The organism is Pseudarthrobacter sp. PS3-L1 (assembly GCF_030063285.1).
Taxonomy (GTDB): domain Bacteria; phylum Actinomycetota; class Actinomycetes; order Actinomycetales; family Micrococcaceae; genus Arthrobacter.
Genome location: NZ_JASISU010000005.1, coordinates 141,468 through 157,046 on the forward strand (window position 1 = coordinate 141,468; position 15,579 = coordinate 157,046).

The 15,579-nt window shown below is 60.5% G+C and carries 15 protein-coding genes and 1 tRNA gene; 9 read left to right on the forward strand and 7 right to left on the reverse strand.

The annotated features are described in order from the left end of the window. Positions 1-11: 11 nt before the first annotated feature. A complete protein-coding gene (locus tag QMG79_RS14810; protein ID WP_283539380.1) occupies positions 12-1,256 on the reverse strand; it encodes a PucR family transcriptional regulator in 1,245 nt (414 codons plus the stop codon). Positions 1,257-1,486: 230 nt separating this feature from the next. Beyond that, positions 1,487-4,255: a pyruvate dehydrogenase (acetyl-transferring), homodimeric type gene (gene aceE, locus QMG79_RS14815; RefSeq protein WP_283539381.1), complete on the reverse strand. Its 2,769-nt coding sequence runs from the start codon at positions 4,253-4,255 to the stop codon at positions 1,487-1,489. Positions 4,256-4,718: 463 nt separating this feature from the next. Between aceE and QMG79_RS14820 the strand changes: the two genes are divergently transcribed. The 4 genes from QMG79_RS14820 to QMG79_RS14835 all read left to right on the forward strand — a co-directional run bounded on the left by QMG79_RS14820 (position 4,719) and on the right by QMG79_RS14835 (position 6,763). Then, positions 4,719-5,138, forward strand: a complete 420-nt coding sequence (locus QMG79_RS14820) for a DUF3052 domain-containing protein (RefSeq protein WP_283539382.1) — start codon at positions 4,719-4,721, stop codon at positions 5,136-5,138. Further along, entirely contained in the window at positions 5,135-5,635 is a 501-nt protein-coding gene (locus QMG79_RS14825) for a peroxiredoxin (RefSeq protein WP_283539383.1), read from the forward strand. Before QMG79_RS14820 ends, QMG79_RS14825 begins: the two co-directional genes overlap by 4 nt. 13 nt (positions 5,636-5,648) lie before the next feature. Beyond that, positions 5,649-6,599, forward strand: a complete 951-nt coding sequence (locus QMG79_RS14830; protein WP_502934756.1) for an NAD-dependent protein deacetylase — start codon at positions 5,649-5,651, stop codon at positions 6,597-6,599. A gap of 88 nt (positions 6,600-6,687) precedes the next feature. Further along, a tRNA-Val gene (locus tag QMG79_RS14835) sits at positions 6,688-6,763 on the forward strand. Between the two features lie 104 nt (positions 6,764-6,867). On the opposite strand, the gene QMG79_RS14840 is transcribed toward QMG79_RS14835, so the two are convergent. Continuing rightward, positions 6,868-7,686 carry a bacteriorhodopsin gene (locus QMG79_RS14840; RefSeq protein ID WP_283539384.1) on the reverse strand — a complete coding sequence of 273 codons (819 nt, stop codon included), beginning with the start codon at positions 7,684-7,686 and terminating at the stop codon, positions 6,868-6,870. Positions 7,687-7,849: 163 nt separating this feature from the next. Here QMG79_RS14840 and QMG79_RS14845 point away from each other — a divergent pair, with 163 nt between their 5' ends. Then, positions 7,850-8,308, forward strand: a complete 459-nt coding sequence (locus QMG79_RS14845; RefSeq protein WP_283539385.1) for a MarR family winged helix-turn-helix transcriptional regulator — start codon at positions 7,850-7,852, stop codon at positions 8,306-8,308. Positions 8,309-8,351: 43 nt separating this feature from the next. Then, complete coding sequence (locus QMG79_RS14850) at positions 8,352-8,642, forward strand: hypothetical protein (RefSeq protein ID WP_283539386.1); 291 nt, start codon at positions 8,352-8,354, stop codon at positions 8,640-8,642. Positions 8,643-8,876: 234 nt separating this feature from the next. Here QMG79_RS14850 and QMG79_RS14855 read toward each other — a convergent pair whose 3' ends face one another. Continuing rightward, positions 8,877-9,608, reverse strand: a complete 732-nt coding sequence (locus QMG79_RS14855) for a FadR/GntR family transcriptional regulator (RefSeq protein ID WP_283539387.1) — start codon at positions 9,606-9,608, stop codon at positions 8,877-8,879. 258 nt (positions 9,609-9,866) lie between these two features. Between QMG79_RS14855 and gnd the strand changes: the two genes are divergently transcribed. After that, positions 9,867-11,303, forward strand: coding sequence for an NADP-dependent phosphogluconate dehydrogenase (gene gnd, locus QMG79_RS14860; protein WP_283539388.1), 1,437 nt, complete (start codon positions 9,867-9,869; stop codon positions 11,301-11,303). Between the two features lie 140 nt (positions 11,304-11,443). On the opposite strand, the gene epsC is transcribed toward gnd, so the two are convergent. From epsC to msrA, 3 genes are all read right to left on the reverse strand, one after another. Beyond that, positions 11,444-12,028, reverse strand: coding sequence for a serine O-acetyltransferase EpsC (gene epsC / locus QMG79_RS14865; protein ID WP_283539389.1), 585 nt, complete (start codon positions 12,026-12,028; stop codon positions 11,444-11,446). A 37-nt stretch (positions 12,029-12,065) separates the two neighbouring features. Then, positions 12,066-13,001: a cysteine synthase A gene (gene cysK / locus QMG79_RS14870; protein ID WP_283539390.1), complete on the reverse strand. Its 936-nt coding sequence runs from the start codon at positions 12,999-13,001 to the stop codon at positions 12,066-12,068. Positions 13,002-13,066: 65 nt separating this feature from the next. Next, positions 13,067-13,591, reverse strand: a complete 525-nt coding sequence (gene msrA / locus QMG79_RS14875; RefSeq protein WP_283539391.1) for a peptide-methionine (S)-S-oxide reductase MsrA — start codon at positions 13,589-13,591, stop codon at positions 13,067-13,069. Positions 13,592-13,690: 99 nt separating this feature from the next. Here msrA and QMG79_RS14880 point away from each other — a divergent pair, with 99 nt between their 5' ends. Continuing rightward, a complete protein-coding gene (locus QMG79_RS14880) occupies positions 13,691-14,767 on the forward strand; it encodes a Nif3-like dinuclear metal center hexameric protein (protein WP_283539392.1) in 1,077 nt (358 codons plus the stop codon). Positions 14,768-14,830: 63 nt separating this feature from the next. Beyond that, entirely contained in the window at positions 14,831-15,568 is a 738-nt protein-coding gene (locus tag QMG79_RS14885; RefSeq protein WP_283539393.1) for a zinc ribbon domain-containing protein, read from the forward strand. The last annotated feature ends 11 nt before the right edge of the window (positions 15,569-15,579 follow it).

Genomic DNA, 15,579 nt, shown 5'->3' on the forward strand with positions numbered 1-15,579 from the left:
TCTACAAGGGTTCAGGGTGTTGATCTTGACTGATGGCGCTCTGCGGCAGCCCGTGGCGGAGCCGACAGGCGCCCCACAACCATCGCTGCGTGCAGCACAAATGCCTCACGCGGCAACAGGGGATCCCACCCCGTGACGTCACAGACCCGCTTGAGTCGATATCTCACGGTATTGGCGTGGACAAACAATTCGCGGGCTGTGGCTTCCAAGGAGTGGCCTAGTTCCAGGTAGGTTCCAAGAGTCTCCACCAGGCCATTGGAAGCGGCAACGAGCGGTCGGTAGATGTTCTTGACCAGGGACCGCCGTGCCGCGTCGTCGCCTGAGATGACACGTTCCGGGAGGAGATCATCTGCTGCCACCGGGCGCGGTGCTGCGGGCCAGGCTTTTGCTGCAGTCAGCCCGGCGAATGCCGATTGGGCCGAACTGCTTGCTTCCAGGAGGGAGCCTGCTTCCGGGCCGTAGACTACGGGGCCGGGCGCGAACATTTCGCTGAGCTTGATGTAGGCAGTGTCCCGGTCCTGCACGCCTCCCAGGATCAGGATCAGCCTGTCACCCTGGATGCCTACCAGGGCGTCATCGGCAAAGCGGCCAGCCAGGCGGCGCATTTCGCTGACATAGCTTGCGCTGGGTTCTGAGGGGGAGTTTCCCACCATGACAGTGAATCGCTCCTGGGCTTTCCAGCCGAGGGCTGCAATACGGGAGCGTAATGCATCAGTATTTTCGCCCCGCAGAATGGCATCCACAATCAACGCCTCCATGCGGGTGTCCCAGGACCCGCGGGATTCCGCCGCGCGCGCATAGACATCAGCCGCTGCAAAGGCGACTTCGCGTGAATAGCGTAGGACCGCTTCGCGGAGTTCAGGCTGGTTTGCTTCCGGCGCGATCACCGGCGCCTGGTCCTCGACCACTTCCACCACAACACGGATGAGCTGGAGCGCTTTTTGCAGGCTGATGGAACGGGTCAGTTCCGCAGGGGCCGTACCAAACACATCAGAGAGGATCCACGACGGCGAGCTCGGCTTCTCGTACCAGCTGACGAAGGCTGCAATGCCGTTTTGCGCTACGAGCCCCAGAGCCGAGCGTTCATCGGAGCTGAGACGTCGGTACCAGGGCAGTGACTGCTCCAGCCTGCGCATGGTGATGGTGGAGAGCTGCCCCACATTGGCACGAAGTTTTTTGAGGGTTTCCATCTTCTCCACCGAGAGTCCCCTCTTGGCGGGAGGAGACTTTTTTGGCTCGCGCGGGGAAACAGGCATTATCCGAGCATACGGTGCCCCGAGCCGAAGCTCCATTTTGTGCGAAGGCTACAACTGTCCTTACGCAAGATCACTCCAGCATGCCAGTCTGCGCGAACGCCACGCGGGTGACCCCACAAGCGGGGCGTAGCTGGAACTTTTGGCAAACAAAACAACAACGGCCCGCACCATGAGGTGCGGGCCGCCGTCGTGCGTCCATCAACGCCGCTGGGCGTATCAGGTGCGGAGGGTCAGGACTCGCCGCCAGCGTTGCCGGTGGTTCCAGCGTTGACGTTGTGCAGCTTGTACTTCTCGATGGCCTTTGCCGGAGCTTCGGCATCAACCTCACCGCGGCGGGCCAGCATCTCCAGGGCACGCACCACAACAGAGTGTGTGTCGTTCTTGAAGAAGCGACGCGCTGCTGCGCGGGTATCGGAGAATCCGAAGCCGTCCGCACCCAAAGATGCGAATTCATTGGGAACGAACTGGCGGATCTGGTCCGGAACAGCCTTCATGTAATCCGTAACGGCAACGACGGGGCCGGTTGCACCGGCCAGCTGGGACGTCACAAATGGCACGCGGGCCTGCTCGCCAGGGTTCAGGAACGCTTCTTCTTCAGCAGCCATGCCGTCGCGACGGAGTTCCGTCCAGGACGTCACCGACCAGACATCGGCAGAAACGCCCCAGTCCTCGGCCAGGATCCTCTGTGCATCCAGGGCCCACGGAACGGAGACTCCGGAGGCAAGGATCTGGGTGCGGGGTCCATCGATCTTGGCTGGCGCCGCGAGATAGATGCCCTTGATGACACCTTCAATGTCAAGATCCTCAGGCTCTGCAGGCTGCACGATCGGCTCGTTGTACACGGTGATGTAGTACATCAGGTTCCGGTCCGTGCTCTCTGGACCATACATGCGCTCCAGGCCATCGCGAACAATGTGGCCCATCTCATACCCATAGGCCGGGTCGTAGGTAACAACCGCAGGGTTCGTGGAGGCCAACAGTGGCGAGTGGCCGTCAGCGTGCTGCAGGCCCTCACCGGTCAGGGTGGTCCGTCCTGCTGTGGCACCAATGATGAATCCACGGGTCATCTGATCCGCAGCAGCCCAGAAAGCATCGCCCGTGCGCTGGAAACCGAACATCGAGTAGAACACGTAGATCGGGATCAGCGGCACGCCGTGGGTTGCATAGGCGGTGCCGGCAGCAGTGAATGCCGCAACGGCGCCAGCCTCGTTGATGCCGGGGTGGATCAGCTGGCCCTGGGGAGATTCCTTGTAGGCCAGGATCAGGTCCCGGTCCACAGACAGGTAGTTCTGGCCCTTGGGGTTGTAGATCTTGGAGGTCGGGAAGAACGCATCCATGCCAAAGGTGCGGGCCTCGTCAGGGATGATCGGGGCAATGTGCTTGCCGAACTCCTTGTCCCGCATCAGGTCCTTGAGGAGGCGGACAAAGGCCATGGTCGTCGCCGCCTGCTGCTTGCCGGAACCACGCTTGGCAACCTCGTAGGTCTTGGCTTCCGGAAGGGTGATTTCAGCGTGCTTGGACCGGCGCTGGGGTACTGAACCGCCCAGGGCGGCCCTGCGTTCCATCATGTACTTGATCTCGGGAGCGTCAGCGCCCGGGTGGTAGTACGGGGCGCCGTAGAGGTTCTCGTCAAGCTGTTCGTCAGTGATGGGGATCCGCAGGTGGTCACGGAAGGACTTGAGGTCCTCCATGGTGAGCTTCTTCATCTGGTGGGTCGCGTTGCGGCCCTCGAAGTGCGGCCCGAGGCCGTAGCCCTTGACGGTCTTGGCAAGGATGACTGTGGGCTTGCCCTTGAATTCAGTGGCTGCCTTGTACGCGGCGTAGACCTTGCGGTAATCGTGGCCGCCGCGCTTGAGGTTCCAGATCTGGTCATCGGAGAGATCCGAGACGAGTTCCTTGGTCTCCGGGGTCTTGCCGAAGAAGTGTTCGCGGACAAACGCGCCGGACTCTGCCTTGTACGTCTGGTAATCGCCGTCGGGAGTCTCATTCATGATCTTGACGAGCGAACCGTCCTGATCCTTCGTCAGCAGATCATCCCACTCGCGGCCCCAGACAACCTTGATGACGTTCCAGCCCGCACCGCGGAAGAACGCTTCAAGTTCCTGCATGATCTTGCCATTGCCACGCACCGGGCCATCGAGGCGCTGGAGGTTGCAGTTGATGACAAAGTTCAGGTTGTCCAGGTTCTCGTTCGCTGCAAGCTGAAGCAGGCCACGGGATTCTGGTTCGTCCATTTCGCCGTCACCCAGGAAGGCCCAGACCTGCTGGTCCGAGGTGTCTTTCAGGCCGCGGTTGTGCAGGTACCTGTTGGACTGAGCCTGGTAGATGGCGTTCATGGGGCCGATGCCCATCGAGACCGTGGGGAATTCCCAGAACTCGGGCATCAGGCGAGGGTGCGGATAGGAGGACAGTGCGTGCCCTTCCTTGGACTTCTCCTGGCGGAATCCGTCCATGTCTTCCTCGGAGAGCCGGCCCTCCATGAAGGCGCGGGCATACATGCCGGGGGAGGCGTGGCCCTGGAAAAAGACCTGGTCGCCGCCGCCGGCGTGGTCCTTGCCGCGGAAGAAGTGGTTGAAGCCGACCTCGTACAGGGTGGCCGCACCGGCGTAGGTGGAGATGTGTCCGCCAACACCGATGTTGGGCCGCTGCGAGCGGTGCACCATGACTGCCGCGTTCCAGCGCATGTAGGCGCGGTAGCGGCGTTCGTATTCCTCATTGCCCGGGAATTCCGCTTCCTGGTCAACGGGAATGGTATTCACGTAGTCAGTGGTGGTCACCATCGGCACGCCAACGCTTTGAGCGCCAGCGCGCTGCAGCAGGCTACGCATGATGTATTGGGCACGTTCCGTGCCCTGTTCCTTGATCAGTGAATCGAGGGACTCAACCCATTCGGCGGTCTCTTCAGGATCACGATCAGGCAGCTGGTTAGTTAACCCGCTGAGGATATGGGAGGTATCTTCTCCTGCAGCCACGTCCAACCTCTCTTTGCGCGCAGTCATCGGCGCTCTTTTGGCCGAGCAGGGTAACTGCCTGGCCTAGGGGCGACGTGTGCGTCATATCGGTTACAACAGCCCGGTCATGTGTGCCGGGCAGGGTCCATGGACAACGCCGACTGCGTGTGGATCCCGGGCTGTTGCCCCGCAGTAGAGTGCTGTCCTAATCTCACTCTAGCCGGGCCAGATGCGTGATGCGTAGCCGGGCAGGAGCAAGGGTGAAGAAATGGCAGTCATACTTGGTGTGCAGTGAAAAGCGACGCTCCACTTGGTTTGCGCAACCCCTGTGTGATGCAGAATATGCCGCGGACGGGGCCCGTAGCTTGAACAGCACGCCCAAAGGGTGTTGGCTGGTAGTAATGGACGTCACCCAACCTTGTGCAGGAAAGCTGCACAGGCGGTCAGTGTTCAGTAGTATCACTGCAAAATGCAGTTCTCAGTAGCAGTCAATCAGCATTGGAGGAAACACGTGAGCGAGGCCGACGCCGCCACTTCGGTAAGTGTGGCGGAAAAATTGGGTTTCAAAAATGGGGATCTGATTCAGGAATTCGGTTACGACGACGACGTCGATTTCGACTTGCGTGACGACATCGAAGATTTCACGGGAGCAGAGCTCCTTGATGAAGACGATCACGACGTCGCGGATTCAGTCATTCTGTGGTGGCGCGAAGGCGACGGAGACCTCGTGGATGCACTGGTTGACTCCCTGACAACCCTTTCCGAAGGCGGGGAAGTGTGGATCCTGACTCCCAAGTCCGGCCGTGACGGCTATGTGTCGCCCGCGGATATCCAGGAAGCAGCACCAACAGCGGGGCTGCACCCGACAACATCAGCTGGTGTTTCCAAGGACTGGAGCGCAACCCGGTTGGTGACCAGGAAGAACAAGTGACGCAATCCGGCGCGGAAGCCAGCGCTGCCACCGGGATACCCAGGGTAGGCAGCACCGCGCCGGATTTTGTTCTCTCGAATCAGCACGGCGAGCCAGTCAATCTCTCAGCACTGCGCGGCAGTGCCGTGATACTAGTTTTTTTCCCCTTCGCCTTTTCCGGCATCTGCACCAGCGAGATGCGCGAACTCCAAGACAACCTTCCTGATTTCACAGCGGAGGGCGCGGTAGTCCTAGCTGTGTCTGTGGACAGCAAGTTCACCCTGCGAGCCTACGGTCAAGCTGAAAGTCTCGCCTTCGGTCTCCTGTCTGATTTCTGGCCCCACGGTGAGGTGGCCCGACTCTACGGAGTCTTTGATAAGGACCGCGGCATGGCCGCTCGAGGGACTTTTATCATCGATGCCGGGGGCATCATCAGGTACACCGTCGTGAATCCGCGCGGGCAGGCCCGTGAGCTGGGCGAGTACCGGGCTGCGCTCCATGGACTGCGCGCTGCGTGACATGAGCGAGCCCATGCCAAGAGCGCGTGACTCAGCGGATCCCGTGCCTGAACCGCGGCCACGGATCGGACTGACGGGGTTCGCCAGTCGGCCGCCTGTTCCCAATGCCGGCCCGTCGGCGTCGGACGTCCCGGACCTTGGGAGAGCGCTCGACTTGTTGTCCGGTTTGCGGCTGGCCGTGCTGACTGGTGCTGGATTGAGTACGGACTCCGGCATCCCCGACTATCGCGGTCCCGGTTCCCCACCCCGGAAACCCATGACTTACCAGGAATTTACGCGGGACGCCAGCAACAGGCAGCGGTACTGGGCCCGGAACCATATCGGATGGTCGCACCTACGCCACGCGGACCCCAATGAGGGCCATGCGGCAATTGCGCGCATGGAGCAGCGGGGCCTGCTGACCGGGCTGATCACCCAGAACGTGGATCGGCTGCACGAGGACGCTGGCAGCATCAATGTTGTTGACCTGCACGGACGTTACGACCGGGTAGTGTGCCTTGATTGCCACCGTGAGTACACCAGGACCCTCCTTGCTGGCATGCTGACGGAACTAAACCCCACGTTCCTGGAAAAAGCCCTGGCCGCCGACGTCGTGGAGATCGCTCCTGACGCTGACGCCACAGTGGAGGATGACGGACTGATCAGCACTTTTGTTGTCGCCGTCTGCCCGGCATGCGGGGGAGTACTGAAGCCGGATTTTGTCTACTTCGGGGAGAATGTTCCCAAAGACCGGGTGGAGCGTTCCTATGCCATGGTGGACGAGGCCGAGGCCATGCTTGTAGCGGGCTCGTCCCTGACTGTCATGAGCGGCCTGCGCTTTGTGCGGCACGCTGCCAAGGAGCAAAAGCCCGTGGTGATCATCAACCGGGGTGAGACCCGCGGGGACGATCGGGCGACGCTCAAGCTCCACTCTGGAGTTACGGAATCGCTGAGCTGGCTCGCTGATAGGCTGCCTGAGCTCTAGGGTAATTCTCCAATTGGCGCAGAGTGGCGCATATCAGGTACAGTCTATGTTCGTTGGTTGACGGGAAACAGTTCGTCTTCCATAGTTTGGGTCTTTAGCTCAGCTGGTAGAGCGCCACGTTTACACCGTGGATGTCATCGGTTCGATCCCGGTAGGACCCACCACGTAAAACCGCGTCGCTGCAGGCAATGTGCCTGCAGCGACGCGGTTTTTTACTGTTTAAGGGCTTGTGTCGCACCTTTGTGGTGGGGTGAAGCCGGCCTCGGAATCAACCGTCCAGTGAAACCCGGTCCTCCTCCGACATCTCACGACGGGCGAACTCTGGATCATCTTCAAAGGACTTCTGCCGCGCCACGGAGAAGATGATGAGCGCATAAACGGCTTTGGCCACGATGTCAGCGATCGAGTAACCGGCTTGTTTCAGCACCCAGGCGTCGGAACCGGAGATACTCAGGAGCGGAAGCGCATAGGCGAGCGGATAGACGAGCCAGCTGACCAGGATCAGGTAGCGAAGCTTGCTGAGGGTGCCCCGTACCGATGATGGCTGCTTCTGGAGCGACTTGGTGAGTTGTACAAAAAGTACGTAAAGAATGTAAGCGAACGGGATGAGCGACAGAAGGCCGAAAACTACCCGGACCGTATTGTCGGTACTGATCTCGCCAGGGTAGCCGAGGATGATCATCAGGGCAGCCGCAGGGATGAGCTGGATGATCAGCCGCTTTTGTATGGCTCGGGCCAGGGCGAGCACTGCAATGAGTTCCAGCAGTAGCAGGGGTACTGTCAGAAGCCAGTCCACGTAGCGGTAGCCCTCATTAAACGACTGGCCAACGGCCTGTGAGTACGTTCCCGTGCCGCCCACCGAATCAGTGACAAACGATGCCTTGAAGGAATCGAAGATCCTGAAGTAGTGGTATGCCGCGATGCCACAGACCACGATGGCCACTGTGATGGCCTGCCGGTAGCGGGGCAGGATTCGCGGCAGTGCGATCAGCATGAACAGTGCCGTAAACAGCTGTGACGCGATGACCAGCGACAGGAAGTTGTAGACGGTATCGAATTGGCCCTGGGTGAGAGAGTCAGGAATCACGAATCCTCCAAGGTTATTTTGTCCGGGCCCAGCGTCCTTTGGATGAGCCTCGGACTTGCAGTCTAGTTCACTTACTAAGTAAGTAAATAGCTAAGTTATATATTTCCGGTTCTAGTTTGAACTAGACTCGTGAAGTCAGAAAAAGCTGGAACTCGGAGGTCCCGTGGGTACGGAAAACGAACGCAAGAAGCATGTCCTTGCTGGATTCCCCCAGGCGGCAACCCGATTTGTCCGGGCACTTGAACGCAACCGCGAGAAAATTGCTACGGACCGGGGGCTCTCCCCAAGCGAGCTTCGGGCAATCTTCTGGATTGCCGAGCACGCCAGCGTCACTCCCAAGCAGCTCGCGGAACATATGGAGTTGAGCACAGGAGCCATTACTGCGATTTCCACGCGCCTCGTTGATCTGGGCTGGCTAGAACGCGTAGCGCACCCCAACGATCGCCGCAGCCTCTACCTTGTGCTCACCGGAGAGGGGCACGCCGTTATGGCAGATATCCACAATGAGTTCAATACGATGATTGCGGACTCCACCACCGCCTTGTCCCTTGAGGACCTGACAGTTTTTGAGCGTGCCCTTCAAACGGTTGCTGACGAGGTTTTCCGGCGAACCGGGCTGTAAGCCGCCAGCCGCATTGTCAGCGCCCCTCCCTAGAGTGGCGGACATGGAAGACGTTGAAGTGAATACAGGATCAGATGGCCAGCCACACTCCCTGGACTGTGGCGGAGTGCTGTGGCTGGTCGGGGCAGAGTCGCTTCGCTGGTTTGAAAGGATCAACTGGTGGGAAACCGCCCGCCGCATGCCCCGCGGAGTGGGAAGGGCGGATGTTGAGGTCCTGCGTGTGCAGGCCCGGCCAGAGCGTGATCCACATTCCGAGTTGGTCACCATGGAACTGGTCCGCAGCGGAGTGGGTGGAGGCTGGCAGCTGCGTCATCAGACGTCCCTGGCCGCCTGAGAGAGCCACCCAGGGTCCATTGTGAACACGGACAAAAGCGCATGGTGAACGATGTGGTCAATTCTGGGCAGTGGAAAGCCCCTCGCCGCGACTATTGGGGGACGTCACGGTGAGGGGCCTAAAATAAACATACAGTGAACGTTCACGGTTCAACAAGGACCTGGCAGATGTTTGTGCGCTCCTAGGTATCACGGTTCTCCGTGTACCGGTCGCCCTACGTGCAGCTGCATCTCCCTACGCCAGGGCGGGCACCGGGCGGAAGGAGCGCGGCTGGCCCTGCCAGGCCTGGCTCATTTCCGACAGGCTGCGGCGCATTATTTTCTCTGATGCTTCGCGGGCCAGGTGGCCGTTGCCCACCAAGATGGCCTGTGCCATCTCAATGTGCCACTGCAGCGGCGCGTCTGTTGGCCTGTCAGGCATCAGTCCGGCCACCGTCCTCCCCGTAAGCGTTTCTGCGACCTGGCCCACCATGGTGGCGAACATCTCGTTCCCGGAACCGGTCAACAAAAGGGAGTGGAACCTGATATCCAGGGCCAGGAACACATCAACGTCTCCTGACTGCCCGGACTCCTTCATCGCCAGGGCAACATCAAAGAGTTCCCGCCGCCGTTCCGGGGGAGCGAATTGGGCCGCGAGTTCCGCCGCGGCAGGTTCGACGGCGGTCCGCAGCTCCGCGAGGGAACGAAGTTGGGCGCCGCGCCCGGTTCCTGCCAGCCGCCACCGGATGACCATGGGATCGAAGGGATTCCAGTGTGCGGCGGGTAAAACTCGGATTCCCAACCGCCTGACGGTCTCGATCAGGCCAAGTGAGGCAAGGACGCGGGTTGCTTCGCGCACAACAGAGCGGGAAACGTTCAGTTCACGGGCCAGCTGTTCCGCCAGCATTACGTGTCCGGATGGATACGCTCCAGAGACGATCTGGGTGCCCAGATGTTCGACGGCATGGTCATGAAGGCTGAGGGGCATAGCCGCCATCATAGTGGTCCAGCGCCACCGTGCTTCCACTGTTCTCGGGGTGCTGGAGGTTTGCGGTAGCGCCGGGATGCCGTGGTCCATGAGCCGCGCATAGACTGGAGAAGACGCGAAACCGTCCAGAAACGAAGATGGTGTTTTTGTCGCGCGACCCGAATACGTATGATTTATTACAGCCACGTACGTGTGCCACTGGTGCGAATACCGCAGCAGGCACGCTGGCGAATGGTAGAGAAACGAATGGGAGTTTTGATGTCTGCACACATCGGCGTCACCGGCCTTGCCGTGATGGGAGCCAACCTGGCCCGAAACCTGGCCCGCAACGGCTTCACCGTTGCACTGCACAACCGGTCAGTTGAAAAAACTGACGCGCTGCTCGAAAAGCACGGCACGGACGGCGACTTCGTCCGCACCGAAACCCTGCAGGAACTGGTGGACTCCCTGGAGAAACCCCGCCGCGTCCTGATCATGGTCAAGGCTGGCAAGCCTGTGGACTCCGTGATCGATCAATTGGTGCCCCTGCTCGAAGCCGGCGACATTGTTATTGATGCTGGCAACTCGCACTATGAGGACACTCGCCGTCGTGAAGCCGCTCTTTCTGAGAAGGACCTGCACTTCGTGGGCATTGGTGTCTCTGGTGGTGAAGAAGGCGCCCTGAATGGGCCTTCCATCATGCCCGGCGGCTCCAAAGAGTCCTATAAGGCGCTCGGACCGCTGCTGGAAAAGATCTCGGCCCACGTCGACGGTCAGCCCTGCTGCGCCTGGATCGGCACTGACGGCGCCGGTCACTTCGTGAAAATGGTCCACAACGGCATTGAGTATGCCGACATGCAGGTCATTGGTGAGGCCTTCGACCTGCTGCGTTCAGGCGCTGGGATCGAGCCGGCTGACCAGGCCAAAATTTTCGAAGAGTGGAACAAGGGCGACCTCGCCTCCTTCCTGATCGAGATCTCCGCAGAGGTCCTGAGCCACGTGGACGCCAAGACCGGCAAGCCGTTTGTTGACGTCGTCATTGACGCCGCAGGGCAGAAGGGCACCGGACGCTGGACGGTAATGTCCGCCCTCGAACTTGGGTCACCAACCTCTGGCATTGCAGAGTCTGTTTTTGCGCGCGCGCTTTCATCCCAGGCGGGCCAGCGCAAACTTGCCCAGGAACTCCTGGTAGGCGAGGAAGCCTCGGTGGAAATCCCCGAAACGTTTGTTGATGACGTTCGCCAGGCCCTGTACGCATCCAAGCTGGTTTCCTACGCACAGGGCCTGGACATGCTGACCTCTGCTGCGACGGAGTACAACTGGGACCTCAAGCTGGATGAGATTGCCTCCCTGTGGCGTGGTGGCTGCATCATCCGGGCCGAGCTCCTCAAGGACATCACCAAGGCCTACGCAGCTGAGGAAAAGCCTGCCAACCTGCTCTTCGCCCCCGCCTTTACCAAGGCTATTGCCGAGGTCCTGCCTGCATGGCGCCGTGTTGTGTCAACCGCAGTACAGCTGGGCATCCCGGTTCCGGTGTTCTCCTCATCGCTGGCCTACTACGATGGCCTGCGCCGCAAGCGCCTCCCGGCCGCACTCATCCAGGGCCAGCGGGATCTGTTTGGCGCCCACACCTACGGCCGCACAGATACCGAGGGTACCTTCCACACCCTGTGGGGCGAGGACAAATCTGAGATTGAAGCAGTCGACACGCACTGACACCTGAACAGACGCGCACTGAAGGCCCTGTCCCACGTGGGACAGGGCCTTCCTGCATTTCTTTCGAGGTCGCTGTGCACGGCGCCAGTTGTTGGCCAGCAGGCTGCGCGCCGGTGGGCCCTGCGCTGTTGTGGACCGTCCTAGATGCGGTATTCGATGTCGTATTCGGCCGGGTCAACAGCAGGTTTGGACTCCCGTTTGGCATCTCGGGGCCGCGACCTGGCCGGGACGCCGGTAATGATGGACGACGGCGGTGCGTCCTTGACCACCACGGCGTTGGCCCCCACGGCGCTATCGGCCCCAATGGTGATAGGCCCGAGGATCTTGGCGCCAGCGCCAATGGTCACCCGATCGCCAATGGTGGGGTGCCGCTTGACCTTGGCGAGCGAACGGCCACCCAGGGTGACGCCATGGTAGATCATGACGTCCTCCCCGATTTCCGCAGTTTCGCCGATGACCACTCCCATACCGTGGTCAATGAAGAACCGGCGGCCCACTGTGGCGCCGGGATGGATCTCGATACCAGTGAGCGTCTTTCCCACTTGGGAGAGCACCCTGGCAGGAAAGCGCAGTGCCGGCTCCTGCCAAAGACGATGCGTCACGCGGTGGATCCAGATTGCATGCAGGCCGGAATAGATAAAAAAGTTCTCTAACGAACCTCGAGCCGCCGGGTCGTGGGACCGGGCGGCGTCGAGGTCTTCCTTGAGTCTTGCGAAAAAGCTCACAAAGACCTTTCTGGGTTAAATCGGAGGGAGCTGGTGCTCAGCCCCGGATATCGTCGTACAGGACGGTGGAAATGTAGCGCTCACCGAAGTCACAGACGATGGCAACAATGAGCTTACCGGCGTTCTCCGGGCGTTTGGCGAGCTCAAGGGCAGCCCAGACGATCGCTCCAGAGGAGATGCCGCCGAGGATACCTTCGCGTGCGCCCAGGTCGCGGGCAACCCGGACTGAGTCCTCAAGGCTGGCGTCGATGACCTCGTCATAGATGGTGGTGTCCAGGATTTCGGGAACAAAGTTGGCCCCGAGGCCCTGGATTTTATGGGGGCCTGGAGCGCCACCGTTAAGGATTGCGGAGTCCTTGGGCTCAACGGCGATAATCTGCACACCGGGCTTGCGCGCCTTGAGGACCTGTCCGACGCCAGTCACGGTCCCACCGGTACCTACGCCGGCAATGAAGATGTCCACTGCGCCGTCGGTGTCTTCCCAGACTTCTTCTGCTGTCGTCCGACGGTGGACCTCCGGGTTGGCCTCGTTAGCGAACTGCTTGGCCCAGATGGCGTTGTCCGTGCTGGCAACGATCTCCTGGGCACGCTCGACAGCGCCGCGCATTCCTTCGGAGCCTGGCGTCAGGACAATCTCGGCACCGTAGGCACGGAGCATGACGCGGCGTTCTGTAGACATGGTCTCAGGCATGGTCAGGATGACCTTGTACCCACGGGCCGCCCCTACCATTGCCAGGGCAATCCCCGTGTTTCCAGAGGTACCTTCAACGATGGTTCCGCCCGGGCGCAACGCACCCGCCTTTTCTGCGGCGTCAACGATCGCGACGCCGATCCGGTCCTTGACGCTGTTGGCGGGGTTGTAGAACTCAAGTTTGACGGCAACGGTCGCGTTCAGGCCTTCGGTAAGCCGATTAAGGCGGACCAGCGGGGTCCCACCAACCAGTTGCGTTACGTCGTCGTAGATCCGTGCCATGTGAATACGCCTATCTCTGGAGGGTAAATGCTTGGGTCAGCCTAGTGAACGCCCGATTCACGCTACTAGGCATTAAGCCATGCCGAGTAATATTTCCGCGCTTTGGCCAGCTTTGGATTGATGATGACCTGGCAGTAGCCCTGCTCTGGATTCTGGGCGTAGTAGTCCTGGTGGAAATCCTCGGCAACGTAGAAGGTGGGCAGTCGCGTCACTTCAGTCACAATCGGATCGTTCCACAGTTGCTGGTTCCGTTCGATGGCCTCGGTGAAGAGGATTTTCTCCTCCGTGGTCTCGTAGAACATTGAGGAACGGTACTGGGTTCCTACGTCATAGCCCTGACGATTCAGGGTGGTGGGATCGTGGAGCGCAAAGAACATGTCGAGGATGACCTCGGCGGGAACTATGTCCTCGTCGAAAGTCACTGCCACGACTTCTGCATGGCCGGTCGTTCCATTGCAGACTGAGTAGTAGTCGGGATGTGGATCGTGGCCACCGGTGTAGCCGGACACCACCGATTCAACGCCCTTGGTCCTCTGGTAAACAGCGTCGAGGCACCAGAAGCAGCCTCCGCCCAACACAAAAGTTTTCATGTCCTGTTCAATGCTTCGTGGCCCAGGAAGATTCCCGACGGAGCAGATCGGTGCGCCGTATGGGTGGCTCCAGGCTCAACATAAGGTAAAAAAGAGGCTATGGAACGCGAAGAAACCGGCGGAAAATCCCCCGTGCTGCCGGAAGTCCCCACCGCTGACGTCGCTGGGGTGGCCCAGATCACGCCTGCAGCGACCCAAACCATGGACGGCAACAAGGAGATAAAAGTCACGTCCGAAGCGCGTGCAGTGGTTGCCGCATCCGCTGACGATGCGGTGCCCGATGCAGACTGGACCGGTGCCGGGCATGAGGAAGTCGACGACGCCGAGTCAACCGCGGTGCCGACCCTCGGTGAGGTCCTGCTTGCGGTTGAGGAACTGTGGCCAGAATCGCTTGCGGAGGAGTGGGACGAGGTTGGCCTTGTGGCTGGCCATCCCGATGCCGCCATTAAACGGATCATGTTTGCTGTGGACCCCACCCTCGATGTCATCCAGGAAGCCATCGATTGGGGCGCTGACCTGCTGATTACCCACCACCCACTGCTGCTGCGTGGCGTGAATACCGTTGCTGCCACGACGGCGAAGGGCAAGGCCGTTCACCTCCTCATAGAGTCAGGGACGGCGCTCTTGACTGTTCACACGAATGGCGATTCCGCGGTGGGGGGCGTTTCGGATGTCTTGGCCGACGCACTGGGAATCCTTGATGCAACGCCGTTGACTGTTGCCGCTGAGGGCCTTCCAGAAGAAGGGATTGGCCGCGTCGGGGACCTCGCCTCCGCCACCACCCTGGGGGACTTTGCTGCGAAGGTTTTTGGCATCCTGCCAGCCGTTGCCGGCGGGGTGCGTGTTGCGGGGGACCGCAATGCCCTGGTGCGTCGGGTCGCTGTCTGCGGTGGAGCAGGCGATTCGCTGTTGTCCGAGGTGCGATCCAGTGGCGCAGACGTCTTCGTGACGGCTGATCTTCGACACCATCCGGCATCCGAGGCCGTTGAAGCGGCTGCCGATGGCCGTCCATTCCTGATCGATGTTTCGCACTTTGCCAGTGAGTGGTTGTGGCTTCCTGCTGCCGCCGCCGCGCTGGGCAATGTTGTGGCTGATCAGGGTCATGAGGTCGAAATCCGAGTCAGTAGCACCAACACTGACCCGTGGGACTTCATCCTGACTCCTGGTGGCGACTAGAATCTAACCTGCACCTCCACGGTGCCCGGCGCAGGCCGGCAAGGGAACAACACGGAGGTTACATTGGCCAAGGCAGCACCGGCAGAACAGATGAAGCTACTCGATCTGCAGGCACTGGACGCCCGTCTGACAGCCCTTGCCAACCGACGCCGTTCCCTGGAATCGGATCCCCGCATTGTGGACCTCACGGCCGCACTGTCGGTTGCCAATGGAGCCCTGGGCGCTGCGAAGGTTGCCGTCCACGACGCTGAAGCGGACCTAAAAAAAGCAGAGGCCGACGTCGAACAGGTCACTGCACGGATCACGCGAGACGATGCGCGGCTCAACAGCGGGACCGGCCTGTCAAAGGATCTGGTGGCCCTGCAGAAGGATCTTGTGTCCCTGAATCGCCGTCGTTCGGATCTGGAGGATGTTGAGCTTGAGGTCATGGAGCGCCTTGAGGCCCTGCGCCTGAAGCAGGCAACACAGCAGGAAATCGTTGATGGAATTCAGGGATCGTTCGGCGGTATCCGAGGTGAACTCGACGAGGAACTCCAGGCTGTTGCCGCCGATTCCATCGATGTCAGGTCCCGCCGGGACGACTTCGCAGCGGACCTTGACCCTGGGATGCTGGCCATCTACGAGAAGACCCTGGCCAAGCGAGGTGTAGGAGCTGCCCGGTTCTTCCACGGAACGTCGGAGGGCTCCGGCATGCAGCTCAGTGCCGGTGATCGCGCTGAGATCAAGGCTGCGGCCCCGGACGACATCGTTTTCTGCCCGGACTCCGGCTGCATCCTGGTGCGCTCCAGCGAGTGGGCCTGAGCCGCTAGGTA

Coding starts and splice junctions, on each gene's coding strand:
- QMG79_RS14850 (WP_283539386.1), top strand. CDS start 8,352: ATGGAAGACGTTGAAGTGAATACAGGATCAGATGGCCAGCCACACTCC.
- gnd (WP_283539388.1), top strand. CDS start 9,867: ATGTCTGCACACATCGGCGTCACCGGCCTTGCCGTGATGGGAGCCAAC.
- QMG79_RS14880 (WP_283539392.1), top strand. CDS start 13,691: ATGGAACGCGAAGAAACCGGCGGAAAATCCCCCGTGCTGCCGGAAGTC.
- cysK (WP_283539390.1), bottom strand. CDS start 13,001: ATGGCACGGATCTACGACGACGTAACGCAACTGGTTGGTGGGACCCCG.
- QMG79_RS14830 (WP_502934756.1), top strand. CDS start 5,649: ATGCCAAGAGCGCGTGACTCAGCGGATCCCGTGCCTGAACCGCGGCCA.
- QMG79_RS14810 (WP_283539380.1), bottom strand. CDS start 1,256: ATGCCTGTTTCCCCGCGCGAGCCAAAAAAGTCTCCTCCCGCCAAGAGG.
- aceE (WP_283539381.1), bottom strand. CDS start 4,255: ATGACTGCGCGCAAAGAGAGGTTGGACGTGGCTGCAGGAGAAGATACC.
- QMG79_RS14855 (WP_283539387.1), bottom strand. CDS start 9,608: ATGCCCCTCAGCCTTCATGACCATGCCGTCGAACATCTGGGCACCCAG.
- msrA (WP_283539391.1), bottom strand. CDS start 13,591: ATGAAAACTTTTGTGTTGGGCGGAGGCTGCTTCTGGTGCCTCGACGCT.